This window comes from Shewanella profunda, assembly GCF_023283765.1.
GTDB lineage: Bacteria > Pseudomonadota > Gammaproteobacteria > Enterobacterales > Shewanellaceae > Shewanella > Shewanella profunda.
In genome coordinates this window covers 86,654-104,921 of record NZ_JAKILG010000004.1, presented here as the reverse complement: position 1 = coordinate 104,921, position 18,268 = coordinate 86,654, and the positions used below count along the sequence as shown (strand labels likewise).

The window sequence follows — 18,268 nt, the reverse complement described above, 5'->3', positions numbered from 1 at the left end:
CAGTGCAACAACTGGAGCTGTTTATGAGATCGAGACCTACCCTTTCACTGATGCGAAATCTGCGGTCATTGGCCGTGGTGGTGCTCGCAACCTTGCCGTGCATCGCTTTTGCACAATGGCGGGTTGTGGCCGTGAGCACCGAAGTAGATGCAATGCGCTTCAACACCATCATGGACGCGCATTCCTTCATGAAGAGCTACCGCATTGAAGAGGAGAAGGGGTACGGAGAGTTCGTCAGCGAAAAGCTGTATCCGGTCGAGGGATATGGTGATGGCCGCTACACCTCCAGGATCTGCTTCAAGTACGTTGGCGGGACCGCAAGCTATGACCCTGAAACCTGTACTGGTGGAGCATACTGGCGGTCAACCTACATCTTGCCGGGCGAGATGGACAATACGCCATTCCTTGACCGTGACCTCGGTTTACCATCAACAGCCATGTGTGTGGGGAACCCTATCCATCTCGGCACCGGCAACAAGTTCCAGGCTGAGCTGGATTATCAAAGCGGCGGTTCAGACCCGCTCACTTTCACCAGGTACTACAACAGCCATCTTCCGGATGAAGAGATCGGCGGCTGGCGGCATACCTACTCGCGGAGCGTCGAGGTCAACGCCTCGAAGTACGGTGAGAACATGGTTGTCCTGCACCGACCAGAAGGGCAGGAGCTCGCCTTCTACGAAACATCCTCTGGATGGGTGCCAACATGGAAAACCGATGACGCCTTAGCCAAAGAGGCTACCGGCTGGCGCTACACACAATCTGACGGGGTAGTTGAGGCCTATGATGAAACCGGACGACTGACCGGCATCGAGAAGCCCAACGGCAATCACATCACCCTGAGCTATCTGAACGGAGAGCTCTCCTCGATCACTGACGGCTTTGGCCGCACCCTCCAGTTCCAGTATCAGGATGGCCGCATGGTCAGTGTCACCGATCCTGCTGGAGGCAGTATTCAGTACCAGTACAACAGCGCTGGCAAGCTGGCGGAAGTGATCTACCAGGACAATACGACTCGCAGCTATCTCTACGATGACCCGAACGCACCTGGTTTGCTCTCTGGGCTGGTGGACGAGAACGGCAACCGTTTCGCCACATGGGGATATGATGCTCAGGGGAGGGCGGTTCTAAGCGAACACGCCGGAGGCGCAGAGAAGACTCAGGTAAGCTACAACGCTGACGGAAGCGTCTCTGTCACCAATGCCCTCGGCCACGTTCAGCGATACACCTACAGTCGCCACAATGGGATGCTCAAGCCTGATGTGGTTGAGGGTGCGCCGTGTACTGGCTTTGTGGGCGGCAAGGAAACCTACGTCTACGACAGCAAAGGCCTCGTCTCCAGCATTACTGACCGCGCTGGGCAGAAGCGCACGTTCACCCATAACGACCGGGGATTGGAAACCACCCAGATAGACCAGGACGGGGGCAAGGTTACGACCGACTGGCTTCCTTCCAAGTCGCTCCCGGCAAAAATCACAGAACCAACAAGGATCACTGAGCTCACCTACGACACTCATCTCCGGGTGATAAGCCGCAAGGTCACTGATCGCAGCTCGGGCGCTTCCCGGACATGGACCTACACCTATGCCCCTGCTGGTACAGGAAAGCCCAGCCTGTTGGCCTCGATTGATGGTCCGCGCACCGACGTCAGCGATGTGACGACATTTGACTACGATGACCAGGGCAACCTGATCCGGACAACGAACGCACTGGGGCAGGTGACGCAGTTTGGCGACTACGACGCGAACGGTCGCGCCGGGACCATTCAGGGGGTCAACGGTGTAACTCAGACCCTCACCTATGACGCCAGAGGAAGGCTTGTCAGCTCCACTGGTCCAGAAGGCACCACGACCTACAACTATGATGCTGTGGGGCTTCTGAGTTCGCTAACCAAGCCAAATGGTGCAACTGTCAGCTATGAATACGACGCTGCCCACCGGCTGGTAGCGGAAACAGATGGACAGGGCAACCGGCGCGAGCTTGAACTCAATGACCTCGGGAACCCAGTAGAAGAGCGTCTGCTCGATGCGCTGGGCCAGACCCGTTGGATAGAGCACCGGATCTTCAACGAAATAGGCTGGCTCTCCAGTGTCTCCGACGCCTATAGCAATCAGTCATCGTTTTCCTACGATGTGGTGGCAAACCTGATACAGGAGACCAGTCCATCTGGTAACGCGCACTCCTACAAGTACGACGGCTTCCACCACCGGACGCAAACGACCGACCCCCTTGGGAAGGTCACGCAGGTACTCTACAAAGATACCGGCGATGTTTACCGCGTCTCAGACCCTCGTTCGCGCCTGACCTACTACAGCTACAACGGCTTTGGAGAAGTGACTCAAGTCCGGAGCCCGGACACCGGCACCACCGACATTACCTATGACGAAGCCGGTAACGTGGCAACGCGCAAGACGGCCAAGGGGCAAACCACAAGCTACAGCTATGACGCGCTGAACCGGATCATCGAAACCTCCACCGATGTCGCTGGCGAATCGCCAATTCTGTACGGGTATGACGAAGCAACCTCACCATACGGCATAGGCCGCTTGACCTCAGTCGATGATGGCAACGGTGTCCGGAGATTTGGCTACACCCCCGAAGGATGGCTGGCTTACGAAACCTGGGAAACCCACGGGCAGAGCCTGACTACCCAGTACCAATACGATGGTGCAGGCCTCGTCACGAAGATCACGTATCCCAGTGGCCGTGAGGTCTCCTACACCCGTGACTCAGCCGGTGACGTCATCGAGGTGACAACGACACAAGCAGGCACCACAACAAACCTGGCAAGCCAGATTGAGCGAGCGCCCTTTGGCCCCGTCACCAGTATGGTCAGAGGGAACGGCATTTCAGAAAGCCGCACTCTGGATCTCGATTACCGTGTCACCGGCATCGACGCTGCTAGGGTGCATTCGCTGGTCTATCGGTACACGCCAGACTCGTTGATTTCAGCCATAGACGACAATCTCAGCTCATCAGTCAATCAGTCACTCGGTTATGACGCGGTTGGCCGCATCACCTCTGCTGAGGGGCTCTATGGCGTTTTGGGCTATGGCTATGACGCCACCGGCAACAGGACCTCGATCACGACCGATGGCCTGAGCCAAAGCTACACCATCAACTACATGAACAACTGGCTGGTGAAGGCCGGGCAAACCTCCAGAAGCTATGACGCCAATGGCAACCTGACGAAGCAGGGGGCGGATACCTTCACCTATGACAGCCAGAACCGGCTGGTGGCCGCAACGGTCGCGGGAGTGACTGTAAGCTACACATACAACCACCTGGATCAGCGTGTAACCAAGACCCTAAACGGGCATACCCGGCTGCTGGTTTACGACCTGGCAGGAAACCTCATCGAGGAGCTGGACGCGGCCACTGGAGACGTGCTGGCGGAGTATGTCTGGCTCGATGGGACACCCTTGGGCTTTGTTCAGTCAGGACAGACCTACCAAGTCCACGTCGATCACCTGGGCACCCCGAAGGCGCTGACCGATGCAAGCGGCCAAGTGGTTTGGAAGGCGAGCTACAGCCCCTTTGGTAAAGCCAGCATCACCACCCAGGGGCCGACCTTCAACTTGCGGTTCCCAGGACAGTATTACGACGCGGAGACCGGGCTCCATTACAACTGGCATCGCTACTATGACCCAGCACTTGGCCGTTACTTACAATCAGACCGCCTTGGCCTGTTCGATGGGGTGGATACCTATGGGTATGTTCGCGCAAACCCTTTAAGGCTAATTGATCCTACTGGGGAATATGGGCTCGCGGGTGCGGCCTATGGACTGATCTCTGGGGGAATAGGTGGCTACATTTCAGGTGGGTGGCAAGGCGCATTAGCTGGAGCTGGCACTGGTGCATTAGTTGGTTTCGTTAATATATTTGGAGCACACTCTGCCGGAGCGGCGGCTGGTGCGGGTATAGCCAGCCTGCTTGGTCAAAGTGCTGGTCTATATGTTTCAGGAAAGGATGTTACTGATTACTGTAATTATGATTTTTCCGCTGTGGCTGGAGCTGCGCTGGGAGGGGCTTTAGGAGGACCTCTAGGAAGTACAATAGGGCGTTATATTAGCCCTTATCGCTTTACAATCATTGGACGTCCATTAAGTTCATCAGGGATAAATAAAATTCCGGGAAATACTGTTGGCTCTGTGGTTGAAGGTGTTACCGTTGGCTCGGGTGAATTATTTGGTAAGGGGTTTTAATATGATGTGGATTGTTACGGCCATGTACTTTGTTGTTGTATCAGGTCTTTTATTAGTAGGGTTCGTTGTTTATGGGAAAACTCTATTTTTCCTGGGTAGGTCCGGTGCCTTTGCTAAATATGTGGGGGGGGGTATTGTTTACGTGTTGTTTGCGTGTGTATTGGTTGCACCGTTATTTATTGCCCCCGTGTTTATCAATGGGTGGCGTGAAGCTTTTAATTCTAATGTGGTTTATGCAGTTTATTTTATGGTGCTTTTTGTTTTAGCAGCATTGCCGGGTGGGCTGTATTTCAAAAAGAATTTCTTATCTCGTCTGAGAAGGCTTGGCTACTTTAAGAAAAGGCAGTATTGAGAACGGCTTGAAATATTGCCACCAGCGGTTAAGCCTGCTGGTGGCGTAGATGTGCTCTATGTTTACGGCCTCGATGGCGAGTTATTGGCCGATGTAGCTCTGGGGACTGTTTATGGAAATCAATAGTTGGTTCGATTTTATTATATACACAATTTATTTTTTTGGGGTGGTGGTGATTATCCTACCTGTAGGGGCTATTTTTCTTTGGTTAACATTGAAGAACCTAATAAAAATGAGAACCCCGAGATACGAAATAAAGCACTACAAGTATTTCTCTGCAAGAAATAGATTTGAAGTGTGCGTTGCAGGTATTTTTTCTGTGGTTTTTTCTGTTTGGTATCTGTTTTTTGCCAAAGGTGGAAATCTGTTTCTTTATCCGTCAGAGGTAATGAGATTTTTTTCAGGCGGCTGATAGTGTGGATCAGGCTCTGGCGTTGGCCCAGCCGACGTCAGCGGCCAAGTGGTTTGGAAGGTGAGCTACAGCCCCTTTGGCAAAGCAAGCATCACCACCCAGGGGCCAACCTTCAACCTGCGGTTCTCCAAGGTAAATGTGAGCCCAACAAATACAAAACACCATTGGAGTATTTCTATGACCAGTAAAATTAAACATCACTGTAGAGTATGCGGTCTTTTCCACGAAGATCCACCTTGGGGCGAAGATGATAAAACACCTACATACGAAATATGTTCATGCTGTGGAGTGGAGTTCGGTTATGGCGATACCACGCTCGAAAATGTACGAGCTCTAAGAGGCGGCTGGCTCTCTAGTGGATGCGAATGGTTAGAGCCTAGTGATAAACCCAAAAATTGGGATGCGGAAGAACAAATCAAGATGATTCCTGAACATTTTAAGTAAGTGAACCCTGCTGGCGTTGGGCATTTCAACGCCAGCAGCCAAAAGGTTTGGAAGGCGATTTTGATGAAAACTTATAAACGTTGGATGTGGTTTTTGGGAACTATTTACTTCCCGTTCTTATTTGGATCTGTGTTGATAGGGTGGGTTGTGGGCTATGGCGGTCAAAAATTGGCATTGATTTTAGGATTGCATCAAACGAACCAGCAAAATGAAATGGTGTTTTGGGGTTTTTTGGCGATAGGTGCCGTGATTGGGGTAATAGGTTCAACTATGTCCTTAATCGAGTTCTGCCGAAGTAAACGGCGGTAAGAAATGATGCGGAAAATTTCAAGCCAGCTTAAACGTAGGAATAGGGATGGAAGGAGGTACAGCTTTTGGAAATCAATAACTGGGTAGATTTCTTTCTTTATACAGCCTACTTCACTGGAGTTGTTGTGATTCTTATCCCTCTTGGGGTTAATTTTATTTACGTAGGAATCGCAGGGGTAATAAAGCATAAGAAGATAAAGTATGACAAAGGAACTGACATTCATCGTATTGGTAGAAATGTTTTTGAGATTGTTGGCGTAGGAGTCTTTGCTATATCTTTCTCTGTATGGTTTCTGTTCTTCGATAAAGGGGGGCACCTATTCCATTACCCAGCGGAAGTGATGAGGTTCTTCTCCGGAACATAAAGCGGGTGATGCTGGTGCCGGTTGTGGCTGACCGATGCCAGCGGCCAAGTGGTTTTGAGAGGTATTTATGCAAAACCTGACAAAGATTGAAAGGGTGCAGCGAACGTTAATGAACATAGGATTAGCTGTATTGGTAAGTGCGTTCATTATGGGGGCGGTAGATTACTTTCTACTAAAAGAAAAAATAATCCTGTATGTAAAAATAGGGGCGTTTTTAGGGGTGGCATTGACCATTTCCAGCATAATTCTTGTTGTTGTAGGTAGTTTTCATGACAAGGGGAATGGCAACAAGTGAGTTGCACCTGATAATGCTGGCGTTGGCCCCGCCGATGCCAGCGGTACTCCATGAAGCTATATGGACCCGGAAGGAGGGTTCTCGTGGGAACGGAGAGTAAATATGACATACAAAGCAGAACTTTCTATTTATTTGGTTGGAATTCCGCTCATAGGGATCGCGACAGGAGCGTTATCTTACGCTGCATATAGACTGCTTGGAAAACCAGAATCAGAGTTTGTGCTTCTAATGATGCTATCGGTGTGGGGTATAACATGCTTTGCATTAGGAGTACACGAGTCCATTAAGAGCATCCGGCAAAGAAAGGCGATCAAGTCGTTTAGAAAAAACAATGCCGATAACACTAAATAAATGGTGAGGCGTCAGGAAAGAAAATTATATCACCTGGGCACCCCGAAGGCGCTGACCGACGCCAGCGTCCAAGTGGTTTGGAAGGCGAGCTACAGCCCCTTTGGCAAAGCCAGCATCACCACCCAGGGGCTGACTTTCAACCTGCGGTTCCCAGGGCAGTATTTCGACGCGGAGACAGGACTCCATTACAACTGGCGACGCTACTACGACCCGAACACCGGGCGGTACATCACCAGTGACCCTCTCGGCCTGTTTGATGGGGTAAACACCTACGGGTATGTGCATGGAAACCCTATGTCCAATACCGACCCGACAGGAGAGTTTGCTTGGGGATTGGTTTTTGCTGGAGCGGATCTGGCGTGGCAGCTTTATCAAAATGGCGGCAACTTTAAATGTGTAAATTGGGTTGACGTAGGTTTGTCGGCCTTGGGTGGAGGGTTGTTTAGTAAAGCATTTAGAAAATTACCAGGAAAAGAGTGGTCTCACTGGATTCCAGATAGATACATCAGAAAATTTAGTGTAAGTGGCAAAACCACAAACAAGCATTATAGGCCAAATGTCGATAAATATTTGGGCGGTTTCGTTAAGTCAAGATTTAACGGAAATTTTGTTTCAAAGGAAACACACGCTTTGACCGATGCTTACCGCTACAAATTTATGAGTAGAACATGGAAAGCATCTAACCCTATGATGAATACAGTTTCCCAACAAGTGCTTAGAACTCCTGGGTGGATTCCTGGTAGTGGATTAATTGGGGGTCGCATCTATGATGGTGTAACTTCTGACAACAGTAATTGTGGATGTGGAGAATAAAATGCAAATCAGACATCTTTTCAACTGGCTTTTCCCAAAATATACAGCGTTTGAAGTAAGCCTTTTTGGCGAAATGAAACGAGTGTTAGGCAAGAAAAATGGAGGCATTCTCCAGTCGCAAATAAGAGAGATAAATTATGTTCAAAGGCATCGAGGTGATGAGGAAATATGTTTTTATAAAATCTCAGGATTGAGTGTTGATATGAGCAGAAAAGATAAATTCGCGTCTCGGGGAGAAGAGAGGTTGTGCCGATTAAAAGGTTTTGCTGACGGAGTGACATTTGAAGTTGACGTATGGGTTGTTGATGGAAATTTATTCTCTCTTGAGTTTGATAAAGAGGTGAGGGAACTACGCAAAAATGCAGTTTTGTGGCTAGAAAAGGTTGCAGAATAGCGTGAACAGGAGACGTGCTGGCGGAATACATCTGGCTCGGCGGCACTCCTCTGGCCTTTGTGCAATCAGGACAGACCTATCACGTCCACGTTGACCACCTTGGCACCCCGAAGGCGCTGACCGATGCAAGCGGCCAAGTGGTTTGGAAGGCGAGCTACAGCCCGTTCGGTAAGGCCAGCGTCACCACCCAAGGGCCAGCCTTCAACCTGCGGTTCCCAGGGCAGTATTACGACGCGGAGACCGGGCTTCACTACAACTGGCGGCGTTACTACGACCCAGCGACTGGGCGGTACATTACCAGCGACCCGATTGGGCTGGCTGGTGGGATTAACACTTATGCCTATGTAGAAAACAACCCATATTCTCTATTCGACCTTACTGGGGAATGCCCGTGGTGTGCTGGTGCCATCTACGGAGGCCTATCAGGTGCTGTTGGTGGTTATATCACAGGAGGATGGATGGGAGCGCTAAAAGGTGGACTTGTAGGTGCAGCCGTGGGTGTATTTAGCCCCTTTGGAAGCGGTGTGTTAGGCATTATGGCTAATAACGCCTCTGCAAGTTACTTAGGCCAGGTAATCGGAAACACCGAAAGGATCTACAACAGCAAATCATCCTGTACAACAAAGGAAAGTCCTTTTGAAAATATAAATTATTCTGCCGTAATAGGGGCATCTATAGGTGGTGCGTTTACTGCGGGTAAGTTAGGTAATTTATTGATGCGTCCTTACATACCTCGAAACATTATAGGAAAACCGCTTGATTATCCGGGATTCTCCTTAGCACCGACAAATGCCTTGGGAGCTGTTGGGGAAGGAGTTGGGGCAGCAGCAGGAGAAACTTTTGCGCCTTGGTATGGCGATCTTTGGAAAAAATTTATAAGCGATCTCAGGAGTGAATAGATAATGATAGTAAAATCTTTGGCTATAAGGCTGACAGCGGTAGGGGTAATTATTTCGTGGGGTATCGCGCTTTCTATTTTAGTGCTTGGCCTTTTTTACGAGCTGGGATTAACCAGCGTTACCAACGATACAATTTATATTTTTGTTCAGTGTTTGTTGTTTGCTTCGATACCAACCGCAGTAATGTCTTTGATTATAAGATGCACTTCATGTGGCTCAACTTACTTCCATCGAGCTAGGGGAGATAAAAAATTATTTTCATCCAAGATTAATATCGTCATTGGTGTGATTTTCTCAAAGAATCTAAAGTGCCCGAACTGCGGATCTAGTGTTAAGAATAAGCAGAAGTAATGAGGTTCTTCTCCGGACATAAGGAGGGTGATGCTGGTGCCGGTTGTGGCTAACCGACACCAGCGGCCAAGTGGTTTTGAGAGGCATTTATGCGGAACCTGACAAAGGTTGAAAGGGTGCAGCGAACGTTAATGAACATAGGATTAGCTGTATTAGTAAGTGCGTTCATTATGGGGGCGGTAGATTACTTTCTACTAAAAGAAAAGTATTAATTTCTTGATCTGAGTCATTTTCATTGAATGACCATCATTTGGTTGGATTGATTTAAAGGGGATTATTCTGTAATGGTAATCCAGTATCCAGGAAACGGATATGATTTATATAACATGTTCGGGGGATTGAAAATTAAAAAAGAAGCCGGAAAAAATCACGTAACTTAACAGTTTTTTCCGGCTTAAATTTTCTGATCCTGACTCTATATAATCGCTCTAAGAATAGCACGTATATCCGTATCCGATACGGTTACCGGATTGGTGGATAGACAGGCATCTTGTAAAGCGGCTGTAATCATGGCATTTTCAGCAGTCGTTACCTGTTCGCGAGTGATGTTTAATGCGCTAAGGTTGTCTGCGACATTAACCTGCTTCATGAGATTGTGCAGATGGGTGATTAGACTCGCGACACAATACTCATCCGCCGACTGGAAGTTTGCCAGGCCACACAGTTTACTTAACCGTGCATATTTTGCACGAACGGCTAAATCACGACTGTTGAACCGGATCACGTGGCACAGCAACAGCGCGTTGGCAAGTCCATGGGGTATGTGCAGTTGACCACCCAGTTGATGAGCAATGGCATGGTTCATTCCCAGCCCGGCCTGGCTGAAGGCGATACCGGCCAGCGTGGAAGCATTATGCATCCGGGTTCGAGCTTCCAGTTCATTACCGTCCCGATATACGACGGGCAGGAAACTGATGACCAGTTGTGCTGCTTTTTCTGCCAGTGCATCAGTAAAGTCCGTTGCGCCTTTGGCCACATATGCCTCAAGTGCATGCGTCAGTACGTCAAGCCCGGTATTGGCTGTTACTGCCGGTGGTACGCTTAGCACCAGTCGCGGTTCAAGAAGCGCTATATCAGGGTAAAGACTGTCATCAAACAACGGGTATTTTATTCTGCTGGCCGGATCGCTGATAACACTGGCGCTGGTGACTTCAGAACCCGTACCACTGGTAGTGGGGATTGCAACGAAGTTCTCAACCATAATGCCAAGCTTGCGGCCAAAGAAAATTATCGCCTTTGCTGAATCCAGTGCCGACCCACCGCCGAAACCGATCACTACATCCGGCTGTATCGCACTCATAGCCTCAATACCAGCCGCCACTGTAGCGACAGGCGGATCGGGGATGATATCGCTAAACAGACCGACAGTGTTGTCCTCGTGGATATTGTCGGTGACCATTTTCAGATTGGGGCTGCCAGCCAGAAAACCATCGCAGACAATCCAGATCTTTTTACCGTGGAGCGTTCTGAGCCAGGTTAAACTGTCGGCTCCGCTATATACCCGCGTTTTTACCGTGAACAGGGACATCTTCACATCCTCCACTTAGCGGATGGAAAATCCATTGGTCAGCACACAACGGCGTTTACGGGCGAAGCTCCGTGCTGATGTTGTCCCTTCGCCAGTGGGTGTCGCAATAGTAAGGGTGGTAAAACCCTCGGCACCTATGCCCAGTCCGGCATAGGAAGGGCCATTTTTCACAAATATTGAAGTCTGCATGGTCTTCGCAGCCAGGTTCAGACGGGAAACATTCTGCGAATGCATTATGGCTGTATGGTGCTGATCGTTTTCCACTTTCAGCGCCAGTGCCAGCCCTGTCTCAAAATCCCTGACCCGCACAACAGGCAGAACCGGCATCAATTGTTCGACCATCACCAGCGGATCGTCCTGCTCCACTTCCACAATAATCAGTCGCGGTGCCGTTGATGTGTTCAGATCAGCAGCCTGCAGGATCACTGCCGGGCTTTTGCCTACCAGTTTCTTGTTTGCTTCTCCTTTGTCATTGATAACGACCTGGCGCAGTCTGGCAATATCACCGGGTGTTTTTACCAGAAAGGCATCGTTTTTCTGCATATTTTCTACGAGGCGATCGGCGATGCTATCGACCACGATGACGCATTTTTCGGCGGTGCAAAGGACGTTATGATCGAAAGAGGCACCATCAACGATATCTTTGGCAGCTTTGACCGGACAGGCAGTTTCATCCACCAGTACAGGGGGGTTACCTGGGCCGGCACCGATAACTTTTTTACCGGTTTTCATGGCCATATTGACAATTGCCGGGCCGCCTGTAACCACAAGCAGAGCAATGCGCGGATCTGACATCATTTCGCGAGTGGCGTCAAAGGTGGGCTCTGCGACGGTGGTAACCAGATTCCGGATCCCGCTTACCCGATAAATGATGTCTTCGATTTTTTCAATAAGCCACAAAGATACCTTCTTTGCGCCAGGATGGGGGCTGAAGTAGACAGCATTACCAGCGGCCAGCATACTGATGGTGTTGTTAATGATAGTTGCGGTCGGATTGGTGCTGGGGGCGATAGCGCCAATGACTCCGAAGGGAGATAGTTCGAATAAAACCATGCCACCATCACCAGTCAGGGCGCTTGTGGTCAAATCCTCAATCCCCGGAGTATTATTCAGTGCCGCAGTGTTTTTACTGATTTTGTCGGGTGCATTACCCATGCCGGTTTCTTCTGCGGCGCGTTCGGACATCTCTTTGATCCAGGGTGCCAGCTCTTCCTTCAGGGCTGTAATGATCCTGGTTCGAAGTGCCAGAGGTTCTGCCATGTATTTTTTATAGGCATCGTAGCTGGCAGTGATAGCATCTTCCACACGAGCGAAGATAGTGTGCTGAATGTTTCCAGGGGCAGTAGCGGTCCCTTTCAGATTATCAGCAAGAATATTGCGGTTCATATTCTCCAGTTCAGTGGTATTCATTTTTGACTCCCTGATTTAAGGCTGTCGACAGCCCGTAATGCAATAAGATGATTTTTTTCAGCGGATGCGCCGCTAATTCCGACCCCACCGATCACTTTTCCCGCACAATTCACGACACAACCTCCGCGGGAGGTATCAATCCCGCCAATGACGTTATGTGGTGTGGGGTCAATGATCTGTTTATTATCTTTAGCGAAACGTACCGCGGCTTCGGCCGCAAGCTCGGCGACAGCAATATCTTCTGCCGATGCACCCGGCATGCGGTAAGTCAGAACACATTCGCCTTTTTCGTCACACAAGGTGATAACTACCATGGCGCTTTGCTGCCACGCCTCCGCCAGAACAGTAACAGTATCGATAATGTTTTTCAACTGCTCTGAACTGAAAATGTGCTTACTGAAGTTTTCCGATGGCGAAAGTGACTGAGGGTACTGGCGGATAACTTCGCCGACGGCCTCCTCCAGCAATATGCGATGCTCTCTGATAAGGGATGCTATATCCTGTTCTGGCATAGCTCTGTTTCTCCTGTAACAGCCGACCGAGGCTAAAACCGATCGATGGTATCGACGATGCCGACGATGGCCAGATCAATGGCCTGATTTGGTTCCGGAAAGATCTTTCTGGCTGAAGAGCCACGGCTGACCAGAACCAGCTCTCCTTCGCCTGCTCCCATAGAATCCACAGCAACCTCCTGGGTGTTTTCCTGGAAATGCGGTGTGGAGCCGTCCAGATTAACTAAAGTAACGACCATCAATTTTTTACCTGTCAGGGATGCAGATTTTTGCGTCGACACCACTGACCCTACGACTTTCGCCAGTTGCATTGCGTTACTCCTGCCATATTAGTTTGATGTTCTGTCTTTCCATTACTTCCCGAGCGAGGGCGGTAATCAGCGTCTGCTTTTCCAGTAAAACCCAGCAATCGCGCCAGTGAATAACGCTGGCATAGCTGAGGCCAGCTGCAGCTGCCAGTTTCACCGGTGTACTCATATGGTCAGTGAGTGTGACCGGAAGGCGGCGTAACTCTCGCAGTGGCAGTGCGGTCAGTAATTGCTGGTGGATCTGAAGGTGTAACCTTACGCCATATGCCCATGCTTCCAGGACAGTCGACACTGCCGGGTGGTGGTGATCATAGGCAACCAGACTCTGAATAAAAGCCAGATCAGGTAAGGGCAATATCAGTTGTGCATTATGCAAATAAACCGTTTTTGATAAGCCTGCCGCCAGCTCGGCCTGGGTCACCCGTAAACTCCGGCTTTCCCTTCCCTGTAAAAGTGTAATGACCCTTGAGACGATCATGTCCAGCATAGGCACACCTGCATTAGCGTTTTGTCAGGAGAAGTCTTGCCACTGCCTGGCCTCCATCAATACCGGCAGCATTCGCTTCATCAGTATCAATATGCATTTCAAGACGCATATCCTCAGCAACCCGGATACAGACATCATCAAAAATCAGTTTTCGATCGGTGCCCTCAATCCCGACTTTCACCGTTTCTCCTTGTGTTACGCCAAATATCGCAGCGTCCAGTGGCGACATGTGAATATGTCTGCGAGCGATGATTACTCCCTCGGTGAGATTAATTTCTCCGGCCTCGCTTTTGAGTGTGACAGAGACACTTCCGGTCAGATCACCTGACAGGCGGAGTGGCGCCGTCAGGCCAATTTGCCTGGCATCGGTGTACGAGATTTCCACCTGTGTTTGTCCCCGCAACGGCCCCAGTATCCGTACGTTTTTCAACTGACCTCTTGGACCGATTAAGGAAACGGTCTGCTCTGCCGCAAATTGCCCGGGCTGACCAAGGGGCTTTTTAATTTTCAGAGTCTGTCCGGGAAACAGACTCTGGTAATCTTTTGCCGACAAATGAACATGCCGGTTTGATATACCCAGCGGAATCGTTCGTTGCCGCATCTGCGCAATTACCTGACCGGTCAGTTTTGTGATCAGATCGTGATCCATTGATTTACCTCAATACCGATTTCTGATTGTGAATACATCTACTGCGTGGCTGGCCCTTATGTCGCGGACATGAAGGATCTCCACAGATTTTGCATGTCACCAGTAATTTTGCTGATATGGCGACAGCCTGTTTTGTTTCACCTGTCTGTTGGCTACCCGCATCTGCAGTTTCATCATCAGGTTTTTCCTGATAATGAAACTGATGCAGAGATATTCCGGGTTTAACCTGCTGCGCAACGGCAACGGATCTCGCTGACGCTGTCGGAATATCGAGGTCAGTAGCGCATTGGCAAAATCATATACAATATTGTCAAGTATATCGTGGGCGTTTCTCATTTTTTTACCTGGCAATAAAAGTTGTAATCCGTTAGTTATTCTTGGTTTTTCACAAAGATAAATCCATTACATTCGTGACTATATCATATGAAAATTATACTCTTTTTAAAATCGTTGTAAATTGTGCTACATCACATTTTCTTGCCTGAGCTTTAAAGATAACCCTGTATGTGAAAATAGGTGCGTTTTTAGGGGTGGCATTGACCATTTCTAGCATAATTCTTGTTGTTGTAGGTAGTTTTCATGACAAGGGAAATGGCAACAAGTGAGTGGCACCTGATAATGCTGGTGTTGGTCCTGAGAGATACTTTTGGAAATCAATAGTATTATAATTGGTACAAATGAGTTGTAGCTCCATATTTTAAAAGGGGAATTTCAGAGAAATGAAGAATAAGAAGGTAATAACTTTGATAATGGCCGTAGCCGCATCTGGCTCGTCAGTCTACGCCGCGACATTACCGACCAGTGAGGTGGACGCATACATACTTGCGATGAACACCATGTCACCGATCACTGCTAAGTACACCATCCAGTATAAGCAAGCGGTTGAGCAAAAATGCAATACGGCCCTGAGTGTTGAGCAGCTCAACTCAAAGGCATTCACCAATGTTGTCCAGGCAATGGTGAGTAGTGAGACCGTCGATAGAATGGGGCTGGATGCTGCTGGTGGATCACTCCAGGATACCCTGTCTGTGATCGGCAAGAACGTCAAATGCAGTGACCTGAACGCGCCATTTAAAGCACTCCTGGATGATAAAGACTTCACCCGAAAGCATCAGCACCTATCGAAGGTTTTGCATACGTGGGATGAGGTGGTTTCGCAGAGCAAACCTTGAATAATAAAAAGGAGCCTAACTGGCTCCTTTTTTAATGGGGATGATGTTACGTTCGTGGACGTTATTTTCACTCGGGATATGTAACGTTGAAAAAGGCGTACCGACAAGAGAGTGGTCACATAGCTCTCCATAATAGATAAGCGACAAAATCTCTTGCTCGTTGATTTTTCCCACCTTAAAAAGGTAATTGATAATTGCTGTATCCAGTAGGTCGTGACACCCATTAAGCAGGTCCACGATATTGGCCGCAGCTTCATTTTCCTCTCCGTCATCTCGACCAGCTAATACCGATTCAACCCAAGCCTCAAGGCTAGGGTGTCCCTCAGCGAGTTGTATTTGACGGCACTCGTTCTCGATCAACCCTGTGATTGCTTCGTTGAGCGTTCCGCCATAAGTCGGCATGTTGAGAACGACTCCAAATCCGGGGATTTCTTTTTGGATTGGCTTCGCATCCTTGGGAGCTGATTTAAGCCACAGGAAAAACCAGATCCCAGAGCTTATGTCTTCCGGCTTGACTTGGTTGGCCGCAAGGAATTTGGAAACCTCGTTACAGATGATGCCATCTGGCGCGGCCATCTCGTAAATACCCGCCATCAGATCTTCAAGGCTCTTATACATATTATTTCTCGCACCTGCACATTATGTATCCACTATCGCTGTTAAGCCGATCCCTCGCAAGTATGTTCCAGCGCGACATTATACCGTTTTGTCGTAACCTGTAAAATTATCGTATTACCGTAATTATGATAATTACAGTAAATAATCGTAAAGTCTGCGTGGTTTATTCTACTTATTAAAATGTATCTTTGAAAAAGTAGGATTTTTGGAATAGGATAGGTGGTGCCGAGTACCCACTTTTTACAAGGAGCGCGATCAGTGATTTTTGACGTAAGAGCTACCTTCGAGGTGGCACTCCAGACGGACATCCACCTGGTACTTATCGATCTGGATCAGGGAGCCTCAGTTACGAACGATGCTGATGCAGTGGTCGCCTGGTTGGCCGCAAACCTCGAAGGTGGAATTGGAAAACGTAAGGTGTACTACCGGGACACCGATGGACGCTTTGATGAGCTCAAGGTTAATGCCGGTGCTTTTGCCGGATTTGCACCTTGTAGCGAAGGCCAGCAGACCGCCTTGGCTGGGATGCTCGACCAGTAACCCTGAGTGGAGAACCTGATGTTAAACAAAAACAAATTTGAAAAGGTGTTGGCGAGAGTCATCAACAAGAACAGCAACCGATGCTCTGTGTGCAAAAAGCCGTTTACTGGGCCTTGCCACACATTTGGTGGGTTGGATGCAGACAGCAAGGTGCAGAACGTCGGTCAGTGCTGCCGAAGCAACATAGTTGACCTGAGGCATGGTGGAGTCTATACCACTGCTCCGGTCGGTACTGATGAAGGTGAGCGCCAGGCCCGTGAGCTTATGGCTTCTCATCCTTGTGCTCGTCGCATGATGTAGGAAATCCCGATGAAAAAAGTCACCTTTATCAGCCAGTCAGAGGCCGAAAGGCTGGAGCCCGTTGCCGGTGCGGCCATGATCTCCATAACTGACCCAGACAAGTCCCCTGCCTCTCTCGGACCGTGGGAGCAGTTGTACCGCGATAGCTTCTATGATGGCGGCTATTCCGAGAACACTATCCACACCATGAAGGCAGCGTTCCGGATGAATTACGCCTCCTACATTGACTCATCACAGGCTGAAAAGCTGTCCACCTTCCTGGATGGATTGGTTGGTAGCGGTATCGATCAGATCTTCGTTCATTGCTATTACGGAGAATCCAGAAGTGGCGCGGTAGCACTGTACCTCCAGAACAAACATGGATTTACTCCGAATAAGCCGATCACCAAGCCCAACCGGACAGTTTACGAATTGCTGTGCAATCCAACCAAGTTTGAATCGTTGATACAAAGCTATGAAACGCAACATATAGAGAAGGAGGTGCCTCTTCACCTCAAGATATGGGACTTGCTTCTCGTTGCGGTCGGGCTCAGGAGGTAACTTTGCACGACACGAACAACGACAAAGATGAGCTAGTTTCACATGCGAAAGTAAATGTTCCGGCAGAACAAACCATTCGCGGTGAACTGTTGCCGTCATCGAGCTCGCTCCGGAACATCCAGGACAACCCTGCCGTCGCCTATCTGGTGAGCCTCGGGTCAAAGCGAAGCAGGCAGACCATGAGTTCATTCCTCAACATTGTCGCCAAGATGATCGGGTTTCAGAACCTTCGTGACTGTGCATGGAGCTCAATGAGGCGGCACCACATATTGGCGGTGCTGGAAATGCTGGGGGATGCAGGGAAGGCACCGGCAACGATCAACACCTACCTTTCAGCGCTCAAAGGGGTGGCTCATGAAGCCTGGACGATGAAGCAAATTGATACGGACAGCTACCAGCACATTAAGCAAGTCCGTTCAGTACGAGGATCTCGACTCCCAAAAGGGCGCGCACTTGAACGCCATGAGATTCGCAGCCTCTTTTTCACATGTGAAAGTGATTCAAGCGCCAAAGGGCTTCGGGATGCGGCCATTCTCGGGGTGCTCCTCGGGTGTGGCTTGCGCCGTTCGGAAATCGTTGCGCTGGACATGGGAAGCATGATCTACAAGGACCGCGCTCTCAAGGTCCTTGGCAAGGGCAACAAAGAGAGAATGGCGTATGTGCCTGGTGGCGCATGGAAAAGACTGGATAAGTGGGTTGAAGAGGTTCGAGGAACGCATGAAGGGCCTTTATTCCCGAGGATCAGGCGGTTTGATGATGTGACTGGAGAGCGGATGTCGGATCAGGCCATCTACCACATCTTGGAGACCAGAAGAGTAGAAGCCGGTCTGGAGAAGTTTGCGCCCCATGACCTGCGACGCACCTTTGCCTCCTCGATGCTGGATAACGGTGAGGATATTGTGACCGTGAAGGACGCAATGGGCCACTCAAGCATTGCAACTACCCAGAAATATGACAGGCGCGGCGATGAGCGCTTGAAGAGAGCAAGCCAACGCCTCGATATAGCGGATTAACAGC

22 protein-coding genes are annotated in these 18,268 nt (G+C 49.5%); 15 read left to right on the top strand and 7 right to left on the bottom strand.

Annotated features, from left to right (window positions below; genetic code table 11):
* The first annotated feature begins 23 nt into the window (after window positions 1-23).
* The 10 genes from L2744_RS03570 to L2744_RS21695 all read left to right on the top strand — a co-directional run bounded on the left by L2744_RS03570 (window position 24) and on the right by L2744_RS21695 (window position 8,836).
* Window positions 24-4,202: an RHS repeat-associated core domain-containing protein gene (locus L2744_RS03570; RefSeq protein WP_376711931.1), complete on the top strand. Its 4,179-nt coding sequence runs from the start codon at window positions 24-26 to the stop codon at window positions 4,200-4,202.
* 1 nt (window position 4,203) lies between these two features.
* Complete coding sequence (locus L2744_RS03565; RefSeq protein WP_089140437.1) at window positions 4,204-4,554, top strand: hypothetical protein; 351 nt, start codon at window positions 4,204-4,206, stop codon at window positions 4,552-4,554.
* 112 nt (window positions 4,555-4,666) lie between these two features.
* Window positions 4,667-4,966, top strand: coding sequence for a hypothetical protein (locus L2744_RS03560; RefSeq protein WP_248990690.1), 300 nt, complete (start codon window positions 4,667-4,669; stop codon window positions 4,964-4,966).
* A 60-nt stretch (window positions 4,967-5,026) separates the two neighbouring features.
* On the top strand, window positions 5,027-5,410 hold the full coding sequence (locus tag L2744_RS03555) for a hypothetical protein (RefSeq protein WP_248990689.1): 384 nt from the start codon (window positions 5,027-5,029) through the stop codon (window positions 5,408-5,410).
* 63 nt (window positions 5,411-5,473) lie between these two features.
* A complete protein-coding gene (locus tag L2744_RS03550) occupies window positions 5,474-5,719 on the top strand; it encodes a hypothetical protein (RefSeq protein ID WP_017086594.1) in 246 nt (81 codons plus the stop codon).
* A 65-nt stretch (window positions 5,720-5,784) separates the two neighbouring features.
* Window positions 5,785-6,084, top strand: a complete 300-nt coding sequence (locus L2744_RS03545; protein ID WP_113847824.1) for a hypothetical protein — start codon at window positions 5,785-5,787, stop codon at window positions 6,082-6,084.
* Between the two features lie 67 nt (window positions 6,085-6,151).
* Complete coding sequence (locus L2744_RS03540; protein ID WP_114822847.1) at window positions 6,152-6,379, top strand: hypothetical protein; 228 nt, start codon at window positions 6,152-6,154, stop codon at window positions 6,377-6,379.
* A gap of 351 nt (window positions 6,380-6,730) precedes the next feature.
* Window positions 6,731-7,543 carry an RHS repeat-associated core domain-containing protein gene (locus tag L2744_RS21760; protein WP_446539692.1) on the top strand — a complete coding sequence of 271 codons (813 nt, stop codon included), beginning with the start codon at window positions 6,731-6,733 and terminating at the stop codon, window positions 7,541-7,543.
* 1 nt (window position 7,544) lies between these two features.
* Window positions 7,545-7,937 (top strand): hypothetical protein, encoded by a 393-nt coding sequence (locus L2744_RS03530; RefSeq protein ID WP_164597220.1) that lies wholly within the window; start codon window positions 7,545-7,547, stop codon window positions 7,935-7,937.
* A gap of 14 nt (window positions 7,938-7,951) precedes the next feature.
* On the top strand, window positions 7,952-8,836 hold the full coding sequence (locus tag L2744_RS21695) for an RHS repeat domain-containing protein (RefSeq protein WP_376711930.1): 885 nt from the start codon (window positions 7,952-7,954) through the stop codon (window positions 8,834-8,836).
* A 766-nt stretch (window positions 8,837-9,602) separates the two neighbouring features.
* On the opposite strand, the gene L2744_RS03520 is transcribed toward L2744_RS21695, so the two are convergent.
* The 6 genes from L2744_RS03520 to L2744_RS03495 are packed head-to-tail and all read right to left on the bottom strand — an operon-like array spanning window position 9,603 to window position 14,081.
* The gene (locus L2744_RS03520) at window positions 9,603-10,715 is read right to left on the bottom strand and encodes a 1-propanol dehydrogenase PduQ (protein WP_011787809.1); all 1,113 of its coding nucleotides are present in this window, start codon (window positions 10,713-10,715) and stop codon (window positions 9,603-9,605) included.
* 15 nt (window positions 10,716-10,730) lie between these two features.
* Window positions 10,731-12,125, bottom strand: coding sequence for an aldehyde dehydrogenase family protein (locus tag L2744_RS03515; RefSeq protein ID WP_248990688.1), 1,395 nt, complete (start codon window positions 12,123-12,125; stop codon window positions 10,731-10,733).
* Window positions 12,122-12,637, bottom strand: coding sequence for a heme-binding protein (locus tag L2744_RS03510; RefSeq protein WP_248990687.1), 516 nt, complete (start codon window positions 12,635-12,637; stop codon window positions 12,122-12,124). The genes L2744_RS03515 and L2744_RS03510 overlap by 4 nt, the downstream gene beginning before the upstream one ends.
* Window positions 12,638-12,669: 32 nt before the next feature.
* Entirely contained in the window at window positions 12,670-12,948 is a 279-nt protein-coding gene (locus L2744_RS03505) for a EutN/CcmL family microcompartment protein (RefSeq protein ID WP_007372117.1), read from the bottom strand.
* 4 nt (window positions 12,949-12,952) lie between these two features.
* The gene (pduM, locus tag L2744_RS03500) at window positions 12,953-13,432 is read right to left on the bottom strand and encodes a microcompartment protein PduM (protein WP_248990686.1); all 480 of its coding nucleotides are present in this window, start codon (window positions 13,430-13,432) and stop codon (window positions 12,953-12,955) included.
* 13 nt (window positions 13,433-13,445) lie between these two features.
* Window positions 13,446-14,081: a phosphate propanoyltransferase gene (locus L2744_RS03495; RefSeq protein ID WP_011787814.1), complete on the bottom strand. Its 636-nt coding sequence runs from the start codon at window positions 14,079-14,081 to the stop codon at window positions 13,446-13,448.
* A gap of 719 nt (window positions 14,082-14,800) precedes the next feature.
* On the opposite strand from L2744_RS03495, the gene L2744_RS03490 reads away from it, so the two are divergent.
* A complete protein-coding gene (locus L2744_RS03490; RefSeq protein ID WP_248990685.1) occupies window positions 14,801-15,253 on the top strand; it encodes a hypothetical protein in 453 nt (150 codons plus the stop codon).
* A gap of 15 nt (window positions 15,254-15,268) precedes the next feature.
* Here the strand turns inward: L2744_RS03490 and L2744_RS03485 are convergent, their stop codons facing one another.
* A complete protein-coding gene (locus L2744_RS03485) occupies window positions 15,269-15,871 on the bottom strand; it encodes a hypothetical protein (RefSeq protein WP_021293852.1) in 603 nt (200 codons plus the stop codon).
* 258 nt (window positions 15,872-16,129) lie between these two features.
* On the opposite strand from L2744_RS03485, the gene L2744_RS03480 reads away from it, so the two are divergent.
* Genes L2744_RS03480 through L2744_RS03465 form a run of 4 tightly spaced genes read left to right on the top strand, consistent with a single transcriptional unit; the run spans window position 16,130 to window position 18,264 of the window.
* A complete protein-coding gene (locus L2744_RS03480; protein ID WP_248990684.1) occupies window positions 16,130-16,411 on the top strand; it encodes a hypothetical protein in 282 nt (93 codons plus the stop codon).
* 18 nt (window positions 16,412-16,429) lie between these two features.
* Window positions 16,430-16,711, top strand: a complete 282-nt coding sequence (locus L2744_RS03475) for a hypothetical protein (RefSeq protein ID WP_248990683.1) — start codon at window positions 16,430-16,432, stop codon at window positions 16,709-16,711.
* A 9-nt stretch (window positions 16,712-16,720) separates the two neighbouring features.
* Window positions 16,721-17,251, top strand: a complete 531-nt coding sequence (locus L2744_RS03470; RefSeq protein WP_222134488.1) for a protein-tyrosine phosphatase family protein — start codon at window positions 16,721-16,723, stop codon at window positions 17,249-17,251.
* Window positions 17,252-17,253: 2 nt separating this feature from the next.
* Window positions 17,254-18,264, top strand: a complete 1,011-nt coding sequence (locus tag L2744_RS03465; protein WP_248990682.1) for a tyrosine-type recombinase/integrase — start codon at window positions 17,254-17,256, stop codon at window positions 18,262-18,264.
* Window positions 18,265-18,268 lie beyond the last annotated feature (4 nt).